Annotated in this window: 20 protein-coding genes; 18 read left to right on the plus strand and 2 right to left on the minus strand. The window is 33.5% G+C overall.

Annotation, left to right across the window (positions count from 1 at the left end):
• Positions 1-79: 79 nt before the first annotated feature.
• The 4 genes from ACZ2G2_RS02310 (at position 80) to ACZ2G2_RS02325 (ending at position 4468) form a co-directional block, all read left to right on the plus strand.
• A complete protein-coding gene (locus tag ACZ2G2_RS02310; protein ID WP_470393781.1) occupies positions 80-1174 on the plus strand; it encodes a Nif3-like dinuclear metal center hexameric protein in 1095 nt (364 codons plus the stop codon).
• 3 nt (positions 1175-1177) lie between these two features.
• Positions 1178-1960, plus strand: a complete 783-nt coding sequence (locus tag ACZ2G2_RS02315; RefSeq protein WP_090837522.1) for a zinc ribbon domain-containing protein — start codon at positions 1178-1180, stop codon at positions 1958-1960.
• A gap of 142 nt (positions 1961-2102) precedes the next feature.
• The gene (msrA, locus tag ACZ2G2_RS02320) at positions 2103-2759 is read left to right on the plus strand and encodes a peptide-methionine (S)-S-oxide reductase MsrA (protein ID WP_470393782.1); all 657 of its coding nucleotides are present in this window, start codon (positions 2103-2105) and stop codon (positions 2757-2759) included.
• A gap of 125 nt (positions 2760-2884) precedes the next feature.
• The gene (locus ACZ2G2_RS02325; RefSeq protein ID WP_470393783.1) at positions 2885-4468 is read left to right on the plus strand and encodes a T9SS type A sorting domain-containing protein; all 1584 of its coding nucleotides are present in this window, start codon (positions 2885-2887) and stop codon (positions 4466-4468) included.
• On the opposite strand, the gene ACZ2G2_RS02330 is transcribed toward ACZ2G2_RS02325, so the two are convergent.
• A complete protein-coding gene (locus tag ACZ2G2_RS02330; protein WP_470393784.1) occupies positions 4465-5259 on the minus strand; it encodes a class I SAM-dependent methyltransferase in 795 nt (264 codons plus the stop codon). The two genes, ACZ2G2_RS02325 and ACZ2G2_RS02330, sit on opposite strands and share 4 nt — an antisense overlap.
• 78 nt (positions 5260-5337) lie before the next feature.
• Between ACZ2G2_RS02330 and ACZ2G2_RS02335 the strand changes: the two genes are divergently transcribed.
• From ACZ2G2_RS02335 to ACZ2G2_RS02395, 13 genes are all read left to right on the plus strand, one after another.
• Entirely contained in the window at positions 5338-6006 is a 669-nt protein-coding gene (locus ACZ2G2_RS02335; protein WP_470393785.1) for a hypothetical protein, read from the plus strand.
• Between the two features lie 174 nt (positions 6007-6180).
• The gene (gene kynU, locus ACZ2G2_RS02340) at positions 6181-7449 is read left to right on the plus strand and encodes a kynureninase (protein WP_470393787.1); all 1269 of its coding nucleotides are present in this window, start codon (positions 6181-6183) and stop codon (positions 7447-7449) included.
• Between the two features lie 386 nt (positions 7450-7835).
• Positions 7836-9233 carry an FAD-dependent oxidoreductase gene (locus ACZ2G2_RS02345; protein ID WP_470393788.1) on the plus strand — a complete coding sequence of 466 codons (1398 nt, stop codon included), beginning with the start codon at positions 7836-7838 and terminating at the stop codon, positions 9231-9233.
• Positions 9234-9588: 355 nt separating this feature from the next.
• Complete coding sequence (locus tag ACZ2G2_RS02350) at positions 9589-9996, plus strand: RidA family protein (RefSeq protein ID WP_470393789.1); 408 nt, start codon at positions 9589-9591, stop codon at positions 9994-9996.
• Positions 9997-11433, plus strand: coding sequence for an aldehyde dehydrogenase (locus ACZ2G2_RS02355; RefSeq protein ID WP_470393790.1), 1437 nt, complete (start codon positions 9997-9999; stop codon positions 11431-11433).
• Positions 11434-11451: 18 nt separating this feature from the next.
• Positions 11452-11886 carry a hypothetical protein gene (locus tag ACZ2G2_RS02360; protein ID WP_470393791.1) on the plus strand — a complete coding sequence of 145 codons (435 nt, stop codon included), beginning with the start codon at positions 11452-11454 and terminating at the stop codon, positions 11884-11886.
• Complete coding sequence (locus ACZ2G2_RS02365; RefSeq protein WP_470393792.1) at positions 11864-12646, plus strand: SDR family oxidoreductase; 783 nt, start codon at positions 11864-11866, stop codon at positions 12644-12646. The genes ACZ2G2_RS02360 and ACZ2G2_RS02365 overlap by 23 nt, the downstream gene beginning before the upstream one ends.
• Before the next feature lie 282 nt (positions 12647-12928).
• Positions 12929-13465 (plus strand): 3-hydroxyanthranilate 3,4-dioxygenase, encoded by a 537-nt coding sequence (locus ACZ2G2_RS02370; RefSeq protein WP_470393793.1) that lies wholly within the window; start codon positions 12929-12931, stop codon positions 13463-13465.
• 308 nt (positions 13466-13773) lie between these two features.
• On the plus strand, positions 13774-14859 hold the full coding sequence (locus tag ACZ2G2_RS02375) for an amidohydrolase family protein (RefSeq protein ID WP_099570469.1): 1086 nt from the start codon (positions 13774-13776) through the stop codon (positions 14857-14859).
• Positions 14859-15500, plus strand: a complete 642-nt coding sequence (locus ACZ2G2_RS02380; RefSeq protein WP_470393794.1) for an O-methyltransferase — start codon at positions 14859-14861, stop codon at positions 15498-15500. The genes ACZ2G2_RS02375 and ACZ2G2_RS02380 overlap by 1 nt, the downstream gene beginning before the upstream one ends.
• 8 nt (positions 15501-15508) lie before the next feature.
• On the plus strand, positions 15509-16288 hold the full coding sequence (locus ACZ2G2_RS02385; protein ID WP_470393795.1) for a HipA family kinase: 780 nt from the start codon (positions 15509-15511) through the stop codon (positions 16286-16288).
• Complete coding sequence (locus tag ACZ2G2_RS02390) at positions 16278-16685, plus strand: DUF3037 domain-containing protein (RefSeq protein ID WP_090837549.1); 408 nt, start codon at positions 16278-16280, stop codon at positions 16683-16685. Before ACZ2G2_RS02385 ends, ACZ2G2_RS02390 begins: the two co-directional genes overlap by 11 nt.
• A 15-nt stretch (positions 16686-16700) precedes the next feature.
• Positions 16701-17135, plus strand: coding sequence for a hypothetical protein (locus ACZ2G2_RS02395; RefSeq protein WP_470393796.1), 435 nt, complete (start codon positions 16701-16703; stop codon positions 17133-17135).
• Positions 17136-17165: 30 nt separating this feature from the next.
• On the opposite strand, the gene ACZ2G2_RS02400 is transcribed toward ACZ2G2_RS02395, so the two are convergent.
• The gene (locus ACZ2G2_RS02400) at positions 17166-18206 is read right to left on the minus strand and encodes a flavin-containing monooxygenase (RefSeq protein WP_470393797.1); all 1041 of its coding nucleotides are present in this window, start codon (positions 18204-18206) and stop codon (positions 17166-17168) included.
• 209 nt (positions 18207-18415) lie between these two features.
• Here ACZ2G2_RS02400 and ACZ2G2_RS02405 point away from each other — a divergent pair, with 209 nt between their 5' ends.
• Positions 18416-19231: a tetratricopeptide repeat protein gene (locus tag ACZ2G2_RS02405; RefSeq protein ID WP_470393798.1), complete on the plus strand. Its 816-nt coding sequence runs from the start codon at positions 18416-18418 to the stop codon at positions 19229-19231.
• Positions 19232-19263: the final 32 nt, after the last annotated feature.

A 19263-nucleotide genomic window follows, 5' to 3' on the forward strand; every position in this document is an offset into this window, starting at 1 on the left:
AAAAATGAAATGCAAGCAACATTAATAGTAACGAAAGTAAATATTTTATATTTGTTTTAAATAATAAAGACAAAAAAGTATGTTAGTTAAAGACCTGATAAATCATCTTGAAGAAATAGCACCACTTAACTATGCCGAAGATTTTGACAATGTAGGGCTTCTTGTTGGCGATAAAAACACGACAGTAACCAATGTACTTGTCACTTTGGATACCTTAGAAGAGGTTGTAGATGAAGCTATTGCTAAAAAATGTAACTTTATTTTAAGCTTTCATCCAATAATATTTAAAGGACTAAAAAGCTTAACAGGAAAAAACTATGTGGAACGCACCGTTCTAAAGGCTATAAAAAATAACATAGCTATTTATGCCATACATACTGCTTTGGATAATGATAACAATGGTGTAAACGCCATGATGTGTAATCAATTAAACTTGATAAATCAACGTATTTTAATTCCGCAAAAGCAAACTATAAAAAAACTAACAACTTATGTTCCCGTTGCTGAAGCTGAAACATTAAGAACAGCATTATTTAACGCTGGCGCAGGACAAATTGGTAACTATAAAAATTGCAGTTTTAATGTCAATGGTATTGGAACTTACAATGCCACAGAAAAAGCGAATCCTGTAATTGGAGTTATTGGTAAAAATCATAGCGAAGCCGAAACGCAACTAAACATTACTTACGCTAAACACGTCGAGAAATCTGTATTAAAAGCACTATTTGAAACACATAGCTACGACGAAGTGGCGTACGAGGTTACAACTATAGAAAACACCAACCAAAATATCGGTATGGGCATGATTGCAGAGCTAAAAACAACACAAACAGAAACTGAGTTTTTACATTATTTGAAAGAAAAAATGGACATTTCTCTAATAAGACACTCAAAATTATCCGATAGACCAGTAAAAAAAGTTGCAGTTCTTGGAGGATCAGGAAGTTTCGCAATAAATGCAGCCAAAGCAGCAGGAGCGGATGCTTTTGTAACATCAGATTTAAAATATCACGACTTTTTTCAAGCCGAAAACGCTATTTTATTAGCAGATATAGGTCATTATGAAAGCGAACAATACACAAAATCTGGTTTAGTAGCAATACTTACGAAAAAAATTCCTAATTTTGCATTTATTTTATCAAACACAAATACCAATCCTGTTAAGTATTTTTAATATATGGCAAAGACAAAAGAAGCAACAGTAGAAGAACGTTTAAGAGCGTTATACGATCTACAATTAATAGACTCTAGAATTGACGAAATAAGAAACGTTCGTGGAGAATTACCTCTAGAGGTTAGCGATTTAGAAGACGAAGTTGCAGGATTAAAAACTAGATTAGAAAAATTAGAAGATAGTTTAAGTTCTGTTGATGCAGATATTACTTCTAAGAAAAACTTAATTGAAGAAGCTAAAGCTTTAATTAAAAAATACTCTGAGCAACAAAAAAATGTTAGAAATAACAGAGAATTTAACTCTTTAACTAAAGAAGTTGAATTTCAAGAGTTAGAAATTGAATTAGCTGAAAAGCATATCAGAGAGTTTAAAGCTCAAATAGATCAGAAAAAAGATGTTATTGCTAAAACAAAAGAGCATAACAAGCAACGTGAAACTCACTTAAAACATAAGAAGAGTGAATTAGATGCTATCTTAAAAGAAACTGAAAAAGAAGAAAAAGCACTTATTGAAAAAGCTGACGATTACAAGAAAAAAATCGAAGCGCGTTTAGTAAAAGCTTATAACCGTATTAGAGTAAACGTAAAAAATGGTTTAGCTGTTGTACCAATCGAGAGAGGAGCTTCAGGAGGATCATACTTTACAATTCCACCACAAGTACAAATGGAAATTGCTGCACGTAAAAAAATTATTACGGATGAGCACAGTGGACGTATACTTGTAGATGCAGCTTTAGCTGATGAACAAAAAATTAAAATGGAAAAATTGTTTTCAAAATTATCGTAAACATTTCCTAACATATAAAAAAAGCCTTTACAATGTAAAGGCTTTTTTTATACCCTAAATTTAAAACAATTAAGAAATATTTATCACATTTAAAATTTAGGTTTGAGTATTTTAAACGTCTAATTGAAAAAAGAAAAATAAAATGAAAAAATTAATCCCATTACTAATATTAACAATACTGTTTAGCTGCAACAATCAAGCACAGACTAATCCAAAGCAAGAAGCTCTAAAAATAGCAACACCTGTTAGCGTACCTTTAGAAGACGGTATGGCAAAAGCATACTTTGCAAGTGGCTGTTTTTGGTGCGTAGAAGCTATTTACGAAAGTGTAAAAGGAGTAGATGACGTTATAAACGGTTACGCTGGAGGTTTTACAAAAAACCCAACATACGAGCAAAGCAATACAGGACGAACAGGTCATGCAGAAGCTGTAGAAGTAATTTACAATCCTGAAATAGTTAGTTTTGAAACATTAGTAGATGTTTATTTTGCATCTCAAAACCCAACTCAAGCCAATGGACAAGGTCCAGACAGAGGAAGTCAATACCGTTCTATACTATTCTTTCAAAATGACGACCAAAAGAAAATAATAACACAGAAGAAAAAGGCTTTAGCCGAAAAACTGAATGCTACAATTGCTGCAGAAGTATACCCGTTTCAAAAGTTTTGGATAGGTGAAGATTATCATCAAAATTACGAAAAACTGCACCCAGAAAATCCTTATATTCAAAATGTATCTATCCCAAGATTGAATAAATTTAAAGCTAAAATGCCTGAACTATTAAAAGATAAACATTAAAAATCAACACTTCATCGGTCAAATTTTGTATTTTAGCGATTAAACAAACCTATAGTTAGTCAGTAATTTATATAGCTTACAAGCCAATTATATTTACTGACTAACTCTATTTCACTATTATACCTATGAAGAAATCTTTACTTTTTAGTATTGTTGTATTACTTAATCTTTCGGCTTTAGCCCAAACTGTACCTGACGCTGTCCCTGAAACGCCACAATATTTAGATAACAGCAAACAATACATCGAATACATCCCTGGTAATTTACCAATAGTAATATCTGCACCACATGGCGGAAAACTAGTTGCCAGCGATTTACCAACTAGATCAGGTTGCGGTACTAACGAGGAAGACAACAACACGGACATCTTAATTCGTGAAATACAAAAACAATGTTATGCACTAATGGGAGGATATCCTCACATTATAATCAATAATTTAAGTCGTTCTAAATTAGACCCAAATAGAATTGAGTCTGTTGCGACGTGTAACAACGCTGCAACTGTGCCTTATTTTAATGCATATCATGATTTTATAGACACTGCTGCAATGCAAGTCATGACCGATTACGGAAAAGGCTTTTATATTGATTTACATGGGCAAAGTCATACTCCAAAAAGAATTGATGTTGGATACAACATATCAACTTCTACCTTAGATAATGGAACATTAAGCAATAGTATTGCATATTCTACAATTGAAAACTTAAAAAACGATAACCTACAAAATTTAACATTAGACCAATTAGTTAGAGGTAGCCAAAGTTTAGGCCAACTTTTTCAAATAACGGGTGGTGATTTTTACAATACAACAAGTAGTGGTACTTACCAACAGTGCGGAAGAACAGTAGGCTATAGAGCTGTACCAAGTAATTACAATTCTGGAGGTTGTGATGACACAACCCCAAATGGATCTGCATACTTTTCAGGAGATTATTACAGTAATGTACGTCATGGATCTGGAGACTCAAGCACATCTACTGCACTTTCTGGTGGAGGAACACTAAACGGTGGTGGCGGAACTGTTGACGGAATGATGACAGAAGTTAACAGAGATGTACGCCATTTAGGATCTGTTTACGCGGGTAGCGGTAGCTATAACAGAACTGATACAAAAAGTCCAACATTATTTTATTTTGCTCAAGACTACGCCTCTGTATTGGTAGATTATGTTACTGCACATTATGATGATTTTACAGGGTTTAACTACGACAACACCTTGTATGATAGCACAACGGATAGCGACCCTACTCCAACGTTAACAACAGGTGTAGCTAATGGAATTTATACTAGTAGCGCAGGATTAGTTATAGATCAAACAACAGGAGAAATTGACTTAGCAGCTTCAGATAACGGAAACTACGTTGTGACCTACTCTTTTGGACCAACATCTTTAACGGATGCGCCTGTAAAGTATTTTTCTACAACACAAAATATAGAAATCACAACAAGTACTTTAAGCACCTCAGAATTTGATAAATTAGCGTTTAGCGTTTACCCTAACCCCGCTAACAATACTATCAATTTTAAGTCTAACACTACTATCTCCAATATTAAATTATACAATTTAATTGGTCAAGAGATATTAGCAAAAGACATAAACGATAGACAGTCATCAATAGATTTATCAACCTATTCTAGTGGTTCGTATTTACTTTCATTTTATGTAGAAGGTAAAAAAGTAGACACAAAATATATTATAAAAAACTAAAGTTTAGTTGCTTTTATTTCAAAAACTAAAGGATACAATTTATCTTTTGTAACATATTTGCCAGATTCAGTTTCGACTAAATCTGGCAAAATATTATACGGACTTTCGTTATGTTCGTTTAGAAATTCTATGTGTAATCCTGCAGTAGTCAAAGCATTTATTACTTCGCTTAAACCATGATTCCAACCATACTCTTTACTAATCATTTTTGAAGTTGTATCAGCGTATGTTCCTTCGTATTCTTCATAAATAGCATCGTCTTGCATATAACCATAAGTTATTACAGGCTTACTTTTTAGATAATCAAACATCCAAATTATTGGATGAAACTCGACCATATAAAAACTCCCACCAACATTTAAACGATCTGCAATCATTTGACCCCAGGCTTTCAAATCAGGCAACCAGCCAATAACACCATAACTTGTATAAACAATATCAAAAGTTGCTTTTACATACTTAGAGGTATCTAACACATTACAACATATAAAGTTTGCATCTAAATCCAGCTCTTGGTTTAGCTGTTTTGCTAACGCGATACCAACATCACTCAAATCCACACCTACACACTTTGCTCCTAGCCTACTCCAACTTAATGTGTCCTGTCCAAAATGACATTGTAAATGTAAAAGTGATTTCCCATTTACATCACCTAAAGCATCTAATTCGTATGACTTCAAAGAGGTTTCTCCTTTTTTAAAAGCATCCATGTTATAAAATTCACTTGTAGCGTGCACCTTAACTTTTGTATTCCAAGTAGCTTTATTTATTTCGAAGTAATTTATTTTCATTGTTAATTAATTATACCACTAATGTAATATTTCTATTTTAAACAGAAACGCTTCCTTATATTTGCAAAAAACTAAAAGATGAAAAAATTACTACTTATACTTATTACAATGGTTTGTTTTTCGTGTAAAACAGATACAAAAACAGCAAAAGAAACTACAACCTTAACTACCGCTGATAAAATAGCAAACGCACATGGGCTTAGCAACTGGGATAAAGTAACTCAAATTGACTTTACATTTAATGTAGATAAAGACAGTAGTCATTTTCAACGCTCTTGGTCTTGGAAACCTAAAAAAAATGAAGTTTCTTTAATTGTTGGACAAGACACCATTAATTATAATAGAGGTAAAATAGACAGCTTATCTATACAAACAGATCAAGGATTTATTAATGACAAATATTGGCTTTTAGCACCTTACCAATTGGTTTGGGATACAGATACCAAAATAACTGATTCTGTTAACAAAATTGCACCTATTAGTAAAGTTGCATTAAACAAATTAACCTTAGCTTATAGTAATGCTGGTGGCTATACTCCTGGTGATGCTTACGATTTTTATTATGATGACAACTACATGATCAAAGAATGGATTTTTAGAAAAGGAAATGCTGCAGCACCATCAATGATAACGTCTTTTGAGAATTACGAAGATTTTAATGGTATTAAAATAGCTAAAGATCATAAAAAATCAGAAGGCAACTGGAACCTTTATTTTACTGATATTTCTATAAAAACAGAAAAGTAAACATCTAAATAACAGGTTACAAACGTATATAAAATAATTCCGCTTTACGCGACACTATAACTTTGTTGGGTTTCATAAACTAGTTTTATGAAACCCTTTTTTATGCAGTAATATTGGGCTTCATTTCTAAATTAATAATTCTTATTTTTGTGTAAACCCGAAAAACCACACATCGTGTCCAACTACAAACAAGGTCTAGATTACGCTAAGCAAGAAGATAAAAACGATCCGTTGTCGCAGTACAGAACTCAATTTCATATCCCAAAAGACAAACAAGGAAACGATTGGTTATACTTTACAGGAAACTCACTTGGTTTGCAACCAAAAGCTACTAAAGATTATATTAATCAAGAGCTTGAAGATTGGGCAAATCTAGGTGTAGAAGGTCATTTTGAAGCAAAAAATCCTTGGATGCCTTATCATGAATTCTTAACAGAATCTATGGCGAAAATTGTTGGAGCAAAACCAATTGAAGTTGTTATAATGAATACCTTAACGACCAACTTGCACCTATTAATGGTAAGTTTTTACCAACCAACAAAAACAAAATACAAGATTGTTATAGAAAGTGACGCCTTCCCAAGTGATAGATATGCGGTACAAACCCAATTAGAGTTTCATGGTTTTGATGCTAGTGAAGGCGTAATAGAATGGAAACCAAGACCTGGAGAAGAGCTTTTAAATATTGAAGATTTAGAAACTATTCTTGAAGAACACGGGGATGACATTGCGTTATTACTAATTGGAGGCGTAAACTATTACACCGGACAATACTTAGATTTAAAAAAAATAGCAGCACTTGGTCATGCAAAAAACTGCAAGGTAGGTATCGATTTAGCACATGGAGCAGGAAACATAAAACCCGAGTTACATGATTCTGGTGTAGACTTCGCTGCTTGGTGTACGTATAAATATTTAAATTCTGGACCAGGAAGTTTAGGTGGCGTTTTTGTCCATGAAAAACATGCACATAATAAAGATTTAAAACGTTTTGCTGGTTGGTGGAGCCATAATAAATCAACCCGATTTAATATGCGTCAACCGTTAGATGTTATTCCGGGAGCAGAAGGCTGGCAACTAAGTAATCCGCCAATTTTATCCATGGCTGCTATAAAAGCATCTTTAGATATGTTTAACGACGTTGGTATGGATGCCATCCGCAGAAAAGCAGAAAAACTTACTGGTTATTTCGAGTTTTTAATTAACGAACTGAATAACAATAAAATCAAAATCATCACACCTTCTAATCCCAAAGAACGTGGTTGCCAACTATCCATTCAAGTAAAAGATGCTGACAAAAATTTACATACAAAATTAACCGAAGCACATATTATTACCGACTGGAGAGAACCAGATGTAATACGCTGCGCTCCGGTGCCATTATACAACACATTTGAAGATGTGTATAGAATGGTGGAGAAGTTGAAAGAGATATTGAATTAAATAAAAAAACATTAAGATTTCAGATATACTAAACATAGTTAATATTCAAATCCTAAATCAATTCACAGATTTGAACATTGAAATGCAGAAATAATGAGCAAAGGAATGGTGCTGCAAAGCGAAACTTTAAGCACATAATACCGAAAGAAAATGTTCCGCAGGAATTCCCTATTTTCGCTATGCTTTTTGGCTTTGTATTTAGAATAAAAATGTCTACCAGACATTGCATCCTAAATAATGTATCAAGACAAATTAATTGTAAAATAAACACTTCGACTGCGCTCAGTGTGACATTTTGCAATAGAAAAAGAACAACAAATAATAAAATCCTGAATCAAGATTAGGATAACGAAGACTAATACCAAGTCAAAGACAACACTACTGATATGAGCAAAAAAGACAACATACTAATTATTGGAGCAGGGCTTTGCGGCTCTCTCCTAGCCTTACGTTTAGCGCAAAGAGGTTACACAGTAAACGTCTACGAAAGCAGACCTGATTTACGTACCACAGATATTTCTGCAGGACGATCTATAAACCTAGCGCTTTCTGACCGCGGACTAAAAGCTATGCGATTAGCGGGTGTTGAAGACAAAGTAAAACCGTTATGCATCCCTATGTTTGGTCGTTTAATACACGATATAGAAGGCAATACGTTTCCTTCTAATTATTCAGGAAGAGATAACGAATACATAAACTCTATTTCTCGTGGAGAACTTAATGGTTTACTATTAACTGAAGCCGACTCGTACGATAATCTGACTATTCATTTCAACAAAAAATGTAACGGTATTGATATCGAAAATAATACTGCCAGGTTATACGATTATGAAACAAAAATAGAAACAGAAGTTAAAGGCGATGTGCTTTTTGGTACAGATGGCGCAGGGTCTTCATTAAGAAAAAGCTATTATCTAGAACGTAAGTTTTTATTTAGTTACTCGCAAAACTACTTAACGCATGGTTATAAAGAGTTAGAGATTCCCGCTTCCGCTAAAAAAAAGCATCAAATAAGTAAAGACTATCTTCATATTTGGCCAAGAGGTGACTACATGTTAATTGCACTTCCTAATTTAGACGGAAGCTTTACGGTTACACTATTTTTGAGTTATGAAGAAGGTAAATACAATTTCAACAATCTTACTACAGAAGACACCATAAAAGAATTCTTTGCAACACAATTTCCAGATGCATTAGCATTAATACCAAATATAGCAGACGAGTTTTTTAACAACCCAACAGGTGCTTTAGGAACAGTAAAATGTTCCCCCTGGCATTACCAAAACAAGAATGTGTTATTAGGAGATTCAGCACATGCTATTGTTCCATTTTACGGACAAGGTATGAACGCTTCTTTTGAGGATGTCACTGTTTTTGATAGTATTATAGAACAATACGAAGGTGATTGGGAAACCATTTTTAAGGTCTACGAAAAAACAAGAAAAGCAGATACAGACGCTATTGCTGATTTAGCAATAGACAATTATTACGAAATGCGTGATCATGTTGCGAATCCTATTTTTAAAGAAAAACGTGCGATTGAAATGGCTTTAGAAAAAGAATTTCCAAATGATTATTTCTCAAAATACTCAATGGTAACTTTCAAAGAAGACATCCCGTATCATACAGCAATGACAAAAGGAAGAGCGCAAGACAAAGCTATTTTAAACTTACTAGCAGATAAAAAAATTAACACAACCGATAATTTAAGTAGTATATTTAAACAAGTAAAGGAAGAAACCGAAGCTATTTTACAAGACGATAGAGTTGCAGGATTGAAATAGTTGGCATTTAGCAAAAAGAAACTATTTTGGGCTAAACAAGAACAAAAGAAAAATAAAAGTCCCAAATCAATTCATGAGAATTGAAACATTGAAAAGCAGAAATAATGAACGAAGGAATTTCCTCTTTTCAATTTGATTTTTTGGCTTGGTTTATCCTGAGCGTAGTCGAAGGGTTTTGCATCAAGGCAAAATGAACAGAAAGAAAGAATAATGAGATCCTGAAACAAGTTCAGAATGACGAGATACTGGATAAAAAAAGCACTTCGACTGCGCTCAGTGTGACATTTTAAATTAGAAGAAGAAAAATAATGTGATCGTGAATCAAGCTCAGGATGACGCAAAAAAAATAAAATTAATGAACGAAGGAACTAAAGTAACACCAAGAGGAGCCTATCCACACGTAAAACAAGTTGGCGATTTCATTTTTGTTTCAGGAACAAGTTCACGTAGAGCAGACAATACCATTGCAGGAGTAGATATTATTGACGAAATGGGAACTAAAAAATTAAACGCCTACACACAAACGCAAGAAGTTTTAAAAAACATAGACACCAATCTTAAAAAAGTTGGCGCCAGTTTAAAAGACGTTGTAGATGTGACTTCCTTTTTAGTAAACATGAATGACTTTTCAGATTATAATAAAGCTTACGCTGAATTTTTTGATAAAGAAACAGGACCAACCAGAACTACAGTTGCTGTACATCAATTACCGCATCCCGATTTGGTTGTTGAGATTAAAGTTATGGCCTATAAGAAACAATAAATGAATATTCAAAACTACATAAACGGAGCATTCCACAATCCAATTCAAAACCATTGGATAGATAACTACAATCCTAGTAATGGAGAAGTTTACGGACAAATACCAAACTCGTCAAAAGAGGATATAGAAAACGCATATATCGCTGCGAAATCAGCTTTTCCTGGTTGGTCACAAACTAGTATAGAAGTGCGTAGTAGAATATTAATAAAGATTTCAGAGTTACTAGAAGCTAACTTACAACGCTTTTCAGAAGCCGAAAGTAAAGACAACGGAAAACCGATTAGCTTAGCAAAAGCAGTAGATATACCAAGAGCAGCAAGTAACTTTCGTTTCTTCGGAAATGCCATAACACAATTCGCAAGCGAAAGCCACGAAAGCATCGGACAAGCCATAAATTACACCTTACGCCAACCCATTGGTGTTGTAGGTTGCATTTCACCTTGGAACCTTCCACTCTATTTATTTACATGGAAAATCGCTCCAGCAATTGCAGCAGGAAACTGCGTTGTTGCCAAACCAAGTGAAATCACTCCAATGACCGCATATTTATTGGGCGAAATTTGTAACGAAGCCGGTCTCCCAAAAGGTGTTTTAAATATTGTACATGGACTTGGTGGATCTACTGGACAAGCCATTATAGAACATGAAGACATAAAAGCCATTAGTTTTACAGGAGGAACAGCAACAGGAGCACATATTGCAAAAGTAGCAGCTCCAATGTTTAAAAAGCTATCGTTAGAATTAGGCGGGAAAAATCCAAATATCATTTTTGCAGATTGTGATTATGACGATATGTTAGACACAACAGTACGTTCGTCTTTTGCCAATCAAGGTCAGATTTGTTTATGTGGAAGTAGAATATTTGTAGAAGCATCTATCTATGAGAAATTCAAGAAAGATTTTGTTGCTAAAGTAAAAGTTTTAAAAGTTGGTCATCCATCGAAAGCATCCTCCAATATTGGAGCATTAGTCTCCAAACCACATTTAGAAAAAGTAAAAGAATATATAAATATAGCTAAAGCGGAAAACGGAACAATCCTTTGTGGCGGAAATGAAGTGACTGTAAAAGGTTATGAAAACGGATACTATTTAGAACCAACAGTTATTGAAGTACCAAATGATGACTGCAGAGTAAATCAAGAAGAAATTTTTGGACCTGTAGTTACCATTATGCCTTTTAATACAGAAGACGAAGTATTGCAAATGGCAAACAAAGTGAAGTATGGTTTATCTGCAACATTATGGACTAACAACTTAAAACGCACCATGCAAATGAGCAACCAACTACAAGCTGGAATAGTTTGGGTTAACACTTGGATGATGCGTGATTTACGAACACCATTTGGTGGTGTAAAAGCTTCTGGAGTTGGTCGTGAAGGTGGTTTTGAAGCGTTACGTTTTTTTACTGAAGCTAAGAATGTTTGTATAAAATATTAACTCATTAAAAAAATAAAATTGACTAGAAGAGAGTTTACATTCTATATTTGGACTAAATATTTAAGACCTATATTACTTATTTGTATAATATTATTTTGCGGTAACTTTCTAATTAATAACTTTAGAGAGAATAGTTTTAATGATATTCGAACTATTGGAACGATAATTATTATAATTCTATCAATCTATATTTCATTCTACTTTTTAGGTATATTTATTGATTCACTTAGAGAAAAAATAGTTTCAAAATTACCTGATTCAATTAAGTCATTATTGAGGGTATTAAGCAATATTATAGATTTTATTTCACCTTTTATTATGGGTGCTTTAATATATTATTTTTGGTTAAAAGACAAACCAATTGCGATTGTGCTAACTCTTGTTATCTTAATTCAAAAAATAAGTCATTTTATAAAATCAAAAGAAGGAAATGAATCTAAACTTAAACAATAAATACGCGCTAGTTTGCGGAAGCACAGCAGGAATAGGAAAAGCCACAGCAATAGCTTTAGCTGAAGAAGGTGTACAAGTAACACTTATTGCTAGAAATGAAGATAAGTTAAAAGCAACATTAACTGAGTTACCTCAACATAGAAATCACGATTATATAGTTGCCGATTTTTCTAACCCGAAGGAATTAAAAGAAAAGGTAGAGGCTTACATAAAAGAGAATCATGGATTTCATGTATTAGTAAATAATACAGGAGGACCAAAAGGAGGACCAGTATTTTCGGCAGATGTAGACGAATTTGAAGCTGCTTTTACTCAGCATTTAAAATGTAATCACGTGTTAGCACAAGCAGTAGTTCCGTTTATGAAAAATGAAGGCTTTGGTCGCATTATAAATGTAATTTCTACATCAGTAAAACAACCTTTAGATGGACTTGGCGTGAGTAATACCATTCGTGGTGCTGTTGCCAATTGGAGTAAAACCTTAGCTAACGAACTTGGTCAATTTGGTATCACGGTAAACAATGTTTTACCTGGTGCGACAGGAACCGATCGTTTGGCTGAAATTATTAAAAACAAATCTGCTAAAACAGGAAATACCGAAGAAGAATCTGCAAATGTTATGAAAAGTGCGGTTCCTGCAAAACGTTTTGCCAAGCCTGAAGAACTAGCTGATGCAATTACATTTTTAGCAAGCGAACGTGCTGGTTATATTAACGGAATTAATCTTCCGGTTGATGGCGGAAGAACAAAGAGTTTATAATTCTATCTGTCATTGCGAGATTTTTTTCTTTTTAAAAAATCGTGGCAATCTGTTCAATTATCATTAATTTTATTGAATTCATGAATCTGCGTTAAGGATTACTCACTGGTCAATATTTTAATATATTGATTTCGTGAACCTAAAGGTTTGAAACGACATCCTTTTTTAAACGTCAGTTCGAGTGTTTTGTGAAGTATGAACAAAATGTATCGAGAACAAGTTTAAAAAAAGATATAGTGTAAAGCCTGACCCTATTTAGGGAAACGCCCAAAATAATATAATATGAGTAAATTATTTCCACCTATAAATTTTAAAGCTTGGATCGAAGAAAACAGACATCTTTTAAAGCCACCAGTTGGTAACAAAGTGGTTTGGAAGGATGGTGATTTTATTGTTATGGTTGTTGGTGGACCAAATAATAGAAAGGATTACCATTATAACGAGACACCTGAGTTTTTTCATCAAATTGAAGGTGATATTGTCTTAAAAGTTATTGAAGACGGTATGCCAAAAGATATTCATATTAAAGAGGGCGAAATATTTTTGTTACCTCCAAAAGTACCGCACTCGCCACAACGTGGTGCAAACACAGTTGGCTTGGTGATTGAATACCCAAGAGAAAAAGGTGTGCAAGATGCCTTATTATGGTTTTGTGAAAATTGCACAACTAAATTGTACGAAGAAGATTTTACAGTAAAAAATATTGAAACCGATATGCCAAAAATATTCGATAAATATTATGGCGATTTGGACAAACGTACATGTCCAAACTGTTCGGCCATCATGCAACCACCACAAAAGGTACAGTTAGAAAACTAGTTAGCAGTTAGCAGTTAGCAGTTAGCAGTTAGCTAAAGAAAATAAAAGCCGGGATTAAAAATAACATTAGCTTAATTGAAAGTCCCCAATCAATTTGTAAAATTGAACATTGAAATGCATAAATAATGAATGAAGGAATGAAGCTGCAAAGCGAAGCTTTAAGCACGTAATTCCGAGAATGAATGTTCCGCAGGAATTTCCTCATTTCAATTTGATTTTTTGGTTCGTTTTGCATCAAGGCAAAATGAATAAAACAAATAATTTAAGACAAAGATTGCCACGTCTTAAGACTAGCAATGACAAAACATATGGAAAAACGCAAACTTAGAATTAACGGTCACTCACACCTATTGCCATATCCTGAGGAAATCCCTCAGTTTATGCAGGACAAAGAAATTTTTTGGGTCGATAAAGACCGAAAATTTATGCTTCAAAAAGATTGGAACAGACCAATTACAGATTCTAGTTTCTTTTTAGATGAAAAACTAGCTTGGATGGAACGTTTTAAAATTGACCATGCAGTTGTTTTAAATTTATCGCAATTATACGGTAACGGTTTGCGTGTGGAAGAAATGAAGCAAGCGCTTAAATTTCAGAACGATTTTAATGCCAAAGTACAACGTGAAAACCCAAGTAAATTTACTTGCGGTTTTGTAGTACATCCTGGTTTTGTTAGAGGAGCCTGTTGGGAAATTGAACGTTGTGTAGAAGAATTAGGCATGCAATTATTATGCTTACCAACCCACTACATGGATACTATTGGAACTTGGCGTTGTATTTTTGATGAAGAAAACGAGCCTATTTTTGAAATGGCTAACAAGTATAATCTAGCTGTAGAAATACACCCGTATGATGGTGAAAAGTTTATAAAACTAGAAAACACGTCTTGGCGTTTTCACTTAATATGGATGCTAGCACAATGTGCAGATGCCTACCACTTTTTAACTTTAAACGGTTACCAGGATAAGTACCCAAATATGAGAACATGCTTTGCACATGGTGGACAACTAGCACAAATAAACTTAGGACGACGTATACAAGGTTTTGATGGTAGACCAGATTTATTTGAAGGTAAAAGTCATCCAAGAAAAGCGGTTGGACATAAAAACATATTTTTCGATACCTTAGTACATGATACTGGTGGATTAGATTTATTATTAAAAAACCAAGGTTCTAAACAGGTCTTAATGGGACTAGATGACCCTTACCCTTTAGGGGAAATGGAAAGCGAAAAACAAAGTTCTTACCCCGGAAAAATTTTAGATTTAGCTATCGAACGTAAAATTATTACAGAAACAGAACGAGATGCTATTTGGGAAGATAACGTGATCCAATGGTTATGTGGAGATGACCAAGCAGCTAAAGATAAACTTGTTAAACGTATTTTAGGATAATGTATTTCTTACCAGAAAAATTAGACGACTATGTTGTTGCTCACAGTCAAGATGAGCCCGAGTTATTGCAACAATTAACTAGAGAAACTTATCAAAAAATATTACAACCTATTATGCTGTCTGGACCTTATCAAGGTCGCGTACTAAGCATGATTTCTAAATTAATTAGACCAAAATCTGTTTTAGAATTAGGTACTTTTACCGGCTATGCAACCCTTTGTTTAGCTGAAGGCTTACATCCTGAAGGAGAAATACACACCATTGATGTTAATGAGGAGTTGGAAGATTTTCAGCGTAAATATTTTGATAAATCAGAATTTGGGCAGCAAATACATCAGCATTTAGGAAGCGCAATTGATATACTTCCAAAGCTAGACAAATCTTTTGATTTGGTATTTATTGATGCTGACAAACCTAACTACGTCAATTACTTTCATTTAATTATTGACAAATTAAGACCTGGCGGAATCATATTATCTGACAATGTTTTATGGCACGGGAAAGTAGTTGAACCAGTGGATCCAAAAGACGTTTCTACTAATGTTGTTTTAGAGTTTAATACACTCTTAAAAAAAGATCCAAGAATCGAAACCGTTTTATTACCTATTAGAGATGGTTTAACTATTAGCCGAAAAATATAATATTACTAATGAGTAAATTAGATATAAGAACCGTTGATGTCACACAATACATCACACCTCTAAGAGAAGGTGGTTCTTTACCTGCTATTGTAAAAGCAGATGACGACTTTTTATACGTGTTAAAATTTAGAGGTGCAGGACAAGGAAAAAAAGCATTGATTGCCGAATTTATTGGTGGCGAATTAGCACGCGCTATTGGCTTAAAAGTACCCGAATTGGTCTTTATGAATTTAGATGATTCGTTTAGTAAAATGGAACCCGATGAAGAAATACAAGACTTACTTAAGTTTAGCGTCGGTTTAAACCTAGGACTACATTATTTAAGCGGTAGTATAACCTTTGATCCATTGGCGTCTGTTGCAGATGCTAAAACAGCTTCTAAAGTCGTTTTATTAGACAGTATCATTAGTAATATAGATCGAACTTCTAAAAACCCGAACATTCTAAATTGGAATAAGGAATTATGGGTAATAGATAATGGTGCTAGTTTTTATTTTCATCATAATTGGGACACGTGGAAAAACCATTTAACAAGAACATTTCCATTAATAAAAGACCACGTGCTTTTAAGTCGTGCTACAGAATTGGAAAATGCTTCAAAAGAAATAATTAAAGCTTTAGATAAAACCACTATTAAAAACATTATCAATACTATTCCAGAAGATTGGTTGATAAGTGAGGGCGACACCTTAACACCATCAGAAATACGAGACGCGTATACAGATTATCTAGATGCCAAACTGGCTATGATAGACTCACTAGTTAAAGAAGCTCAAGATGCAAGATAAAGTTACTTTTGAATACGCGATTATTAGGCTTGTCCCTAAAGTAGAACGTGAAGAGTTTTTTAATATTGGTGTTATTTTATACTCTAAACGCAGAAAATTTGTTGGTGTAAAATATAAAATCAGCGATGCTAAGTTAAAAGCCTTTGCCTGCAACTTAGACTTAGAAGCTTTAAATAGCTATCTAAAATCATGGGAACTAATTTGCAAAGGAGATCCTTCTGCAGGGGTTATTGGTCAATTTGAAGTATCTGATAGATTCAGATGGCTAGCAGCCGCAAGAAGTACTATTATACAAAGTTCTAAAACACATGCTGGATTAACAGAGGATCCAGAAAAAGAACTAGAATCTATTTTTAAATCTTATGTTTTGTGTGAAGAGACAGATGCTTTAATCTAATTAAACAACATTGTAATGACAGAAGACAAGCCAAAAAAGAAAAGTAATATTATTGGAATAACAGTAGGCGTTATCGCCTTTCTTATTTCATTTTATGCTGTTAAACAACTTTTTAAAAAAGATATAGCTACTGAATTAAAAAATGTAGCTATAGAAATGAATAAATCAACACCCATAGCAGTTGATCAATATACAAGATTAGACAGTGCATCATCCAAAGGAAAAACTAATTTTATTTACCATTACACACTTTTAGATATGGCAAAATCTGAAGTCAATATAGACACAGCTAATAAGTACATAAGACCCAACATCATCGAAAGCGTAAAAAACAGCCCTGAATTACAAACATACAGAGATAATAACATCACTTTAGATTACAAGTATTACGATAAGAATGGTGCTTTTACCATGGAGATTTCTGTAACACCAGAGCTTTATAATAAATAAACCTCCCCTTTTTAAAAGCTATTTTTACTCTTATTTATTACTCATAACACCAGCCAAATAACTAGCATCTTTAGACACACCTCCTAACGTTGCGGATCCACGTGTAAACATCCATGGTAAACCTATAAAGTATAAGCCATCAATATTACTAACGCCTCTATAGTTTTTAGGATAACTATTAGCATCCAGTTCTAAACCTTGAATCCATTTAAAATTAGGTCGATATCCTGTTGCCCAAATCACATTTTTAATAGTCGATTTTTTTTCTTTTTCAAAAAAGATATCGTCGTTTAATGCATCTTTTGTGCGTCCTACAGGTATGACATTTTCTCGAGACAAAATCTCTTTTACATCCGTACCAATAACAGGTTGTGTTGAAGAGTTAATTTTTTTACCAACCCAACTATATTTACTATAACTTAAAAAACCAACGACAGTAAACCACCACCATAGTGTTTTACCTAAAAAGTTTTGAGGTAATGATTTTACACTAGTATCTCCAGAAAAATAAACAGTCCTAGAGCTGTCTTTAGAAATCTCGTTTAATATTTGATAACCAGAATCCCCACCTCCAACAACTAAAGCATCACCTTGTTGTAATTGCTTAACACCTTTATAGTAGTTGCTATGCATTTGTAATGTACTATCCGATATTTTTGTGTGACATGGCGGTGTATAAGGAATATGAAATGGACCTGTAGCAACCACTACATTTTTAGCCTCAATTTCGCCATCTTTATGCTGTACATGGAACCCTTTTGCTGTTTTAGTAACAGCAGTCACCAATGTGTTTAATTGCACAGGAATCTCAAATGCAGTAACGTAAGTCTTAAAATAATTAGCAACCTCAACCTTTGTTGGATAATGCCCTTTAGGCGCCTCAAATTTTAAACCTGGTAAATGATTGTATTCTGTTGGTGTGAATAATTTTAAAGAATCCCAACGGTTTAACCAGGACGCACCAACTTCTGCCTCACCGTCTAAAACTATAAAATTGACGTTCATTTGTTTTAAATGATAAGCCATAGCTAATCCTGCTTGTGCACCTCCAATGACTACATAATCCAACATTTAATCCTTTATTTTAATTCTTTGCGAAAGTAAAAACAATATATTGATTAAAGATGAAATCACTAATTTGCTTTGTTTTTTTATAACAATGAATTGCTCAAGAGCTTTTGATTGTTTCATTAAAAAAGTCGAACTTCGTTTAAGTCTAAATAAAAAGACATTCCGATTAATAATCCAAACCGATTGACAATAAAACCCACTTGTTTAGCATGAATAAATCAATAATAATTATTTTATCATTCTTATTTTTACAATGCAATAGTAAAACAAGCAATGACATAAAATCCTCTCAAAATGAGGATAAAACAAAAAAACAAGAGGCAATAATTGAAAAATATGTTACAAATTGTGCTGAACATTTCAATTATAGTTTTCAAATGTCAGAATGGCAAAACTGTTTAGATACTGGTTTAAAAGTTGATAGTACGGTCGCTTATTTATGGCAACAAAAAGCAATGCCTTATTTTAAAGCTAAAAAATATGAGGTTGGTATGACGTACTTAGACAAAGCTGTTTTATACAAACCCGAAAGATGGCTAAGTTACAGAGCATTTATTAAATGTATTTTTGCTAAAACATATAAATCGGCAATAGTAGATTTTGAAGAATGCATTAAAAGAGAAGGAAATACTTACGTAATGGATCATACTTACCGATTTTATATTGCGCTATCTTATTTACAACTTAATGAGTTTGAAAAAGCAGAAAACCTATTAAAAAAAGACATAATAGAACAGGAAAAGGAATGGGGTGAACCACATTTTTTAGATTTATTTTATTTCGGAATAAGTAAATATGAACAACGTAAATGGCAGGAAGCAACAACTGCTTTCGATAAAGTAATAGCACAATATCCCACATTTTCTGACGCGAAGTATTATAAATCAATTTGCTTACGCCATCAAAACAAGATTGAAGACAGCAAAACTTTTATACTTGAAGCTAAAGAAGATGCAGCTCTAGGAAATACTATAAATGAGGCAAACAGCATTTATGAACCCTATCCATATCAAGTAAGGTGGTAAAAATCAACATAAAAAAAAGCCTCTCATAAAAC

This window comes from Olleya sp. KKT75, assembly GCF_055635485.1.

Excerpts from the sequence above, each read along its gene's own strand:
- ACZ2G2_RS02405 (WP_470393798.1), top strand. The coding sequence starts at position 18,416 with ATGAATAAATCAATAATAATTATTTTATCATTCTTATTTTTACAATGC.
- ACZ2G2_RS02395 (WP_470393796.1), top strand. The coding sequence starts at position 16,701 with ATGACAGAAGACAAGCCAAAAAAGAAAAGTAATATTATTGGAATAACA.
- ACZ2G2_RS02350 (WP_470393789.1), top strand. The coding sequence starts at position 9,589 with ATGAACGAAGGAACTAAAGTAACACCAAGAGGAGCCTATCCACACGTA.
- ACZ2G2_RS02385 (WP_470393795.1), top strand. The coding sequence starts at position 15,509 with ATGAGTAAATTAGATATAAGAACCGTTGATGTCACACAATACATCACA.
- ACZ2G2_RS02380 (WP_470393794.1), top strand. The coding sequence starts at position 14,859 with ATGTATTTCTTACCAGAAAAATTAGACGACTATGTTGTTGCTCACAGT.
- ACZ2G2_RS02365 (WP_470393792.1), top strand. The coding sequence starts at position 11,864 with ATGAATCTAAACTTAAACAATAAATACGCGCTAGTTTGCGGAAGCACA.
- ACZ2G2_RS02330 (WP_470393784.1), bottom strand. The coding sequence starts at position 5,259 with ATGAAAATAAATTACTTCGAAATAAATAAAGCTACTTGGAATACAAAA.
- ACZ2G2_RS02315 (WP_090837522.1), top strand. The coding sequence starts at position 1,178 with ATGGCAAAGACAAAAGAAGCAACAGTAGAAGAACGTTTAAGAGCGTTA.
- ACZ2G2_RS02335 (WP_470393785.1), top strand. The coding sequence starts at position 5,338 with ATGAAAAAATTACTACTTATACTTATTACAATGGTTTGTTTTTCGTGT.
- ACZ2G2_RS02310 (WP_470393781.1), top strand. The coding sequence starts at position 80 with ATGTTAGTTAAAGACCTGATAAATCATCTTGAAGAAATAGCACCACTT.
- ACZ2G2_RS02355 (WP_470393790.1), top strand. The coding sequence starts at position 9,997 with ATGAATATTCAAAACTACATAAACGGAGCATTCCACAATCCAATTCAA.
- ACZ2G2_RS02390 (WP_090837549.1), top strand. The coding sequence starts at position 16,278 with ATGCAAGATAAAGTTACTTTTGAATACGCGATTATTAGGCTTGTCCCT.
- ACZ2G2_RS02400 (WP_470393797.1), bottom strand. The coding sequence starts at position 18,206 with ATGTTGGATTATGTAGTCATTGGAGGTGCACAAGCAGGATTAGCTATG.
- ACZ2G2_RS02375 (WP_099570469.1), top strand. The coding sequence starts at position 13,774 with ATGGAAAAACGCAAACTTAGAATTAACGGTCACTCACACCTATTGCCA.
- msrA (WP_470393782.1), top strand. The coding sequence starts at position 2,103 with ATGAAAAAATTAATCCCATTACTAATATTAACAATACTGTTTAGCTGC.
- ACZ2G2_RS02370 (WP_470393793.1), top strand. The coding sequence starts at position 12,929 with ATGAGTAAATTATTTCCACCTATAAATTTTAAAGCTTGGATCGAAGAA.
- ACZ2G2_RS02345 (WP_470393788.1), top strand. The coding sequence starts at position 7,836 with ATGAGCAAAAAAGACAACATACTAATTATTGGAGCAGGGCTTTGCGGC.
- ACZ2G2_RS02325 (WP_470393783.1), top strand. The coding sequence starts at position 2,885 with ATGAAGAAATCTTTACTTTTTAGTATTGTTGTATTACTTAATCTTTCG.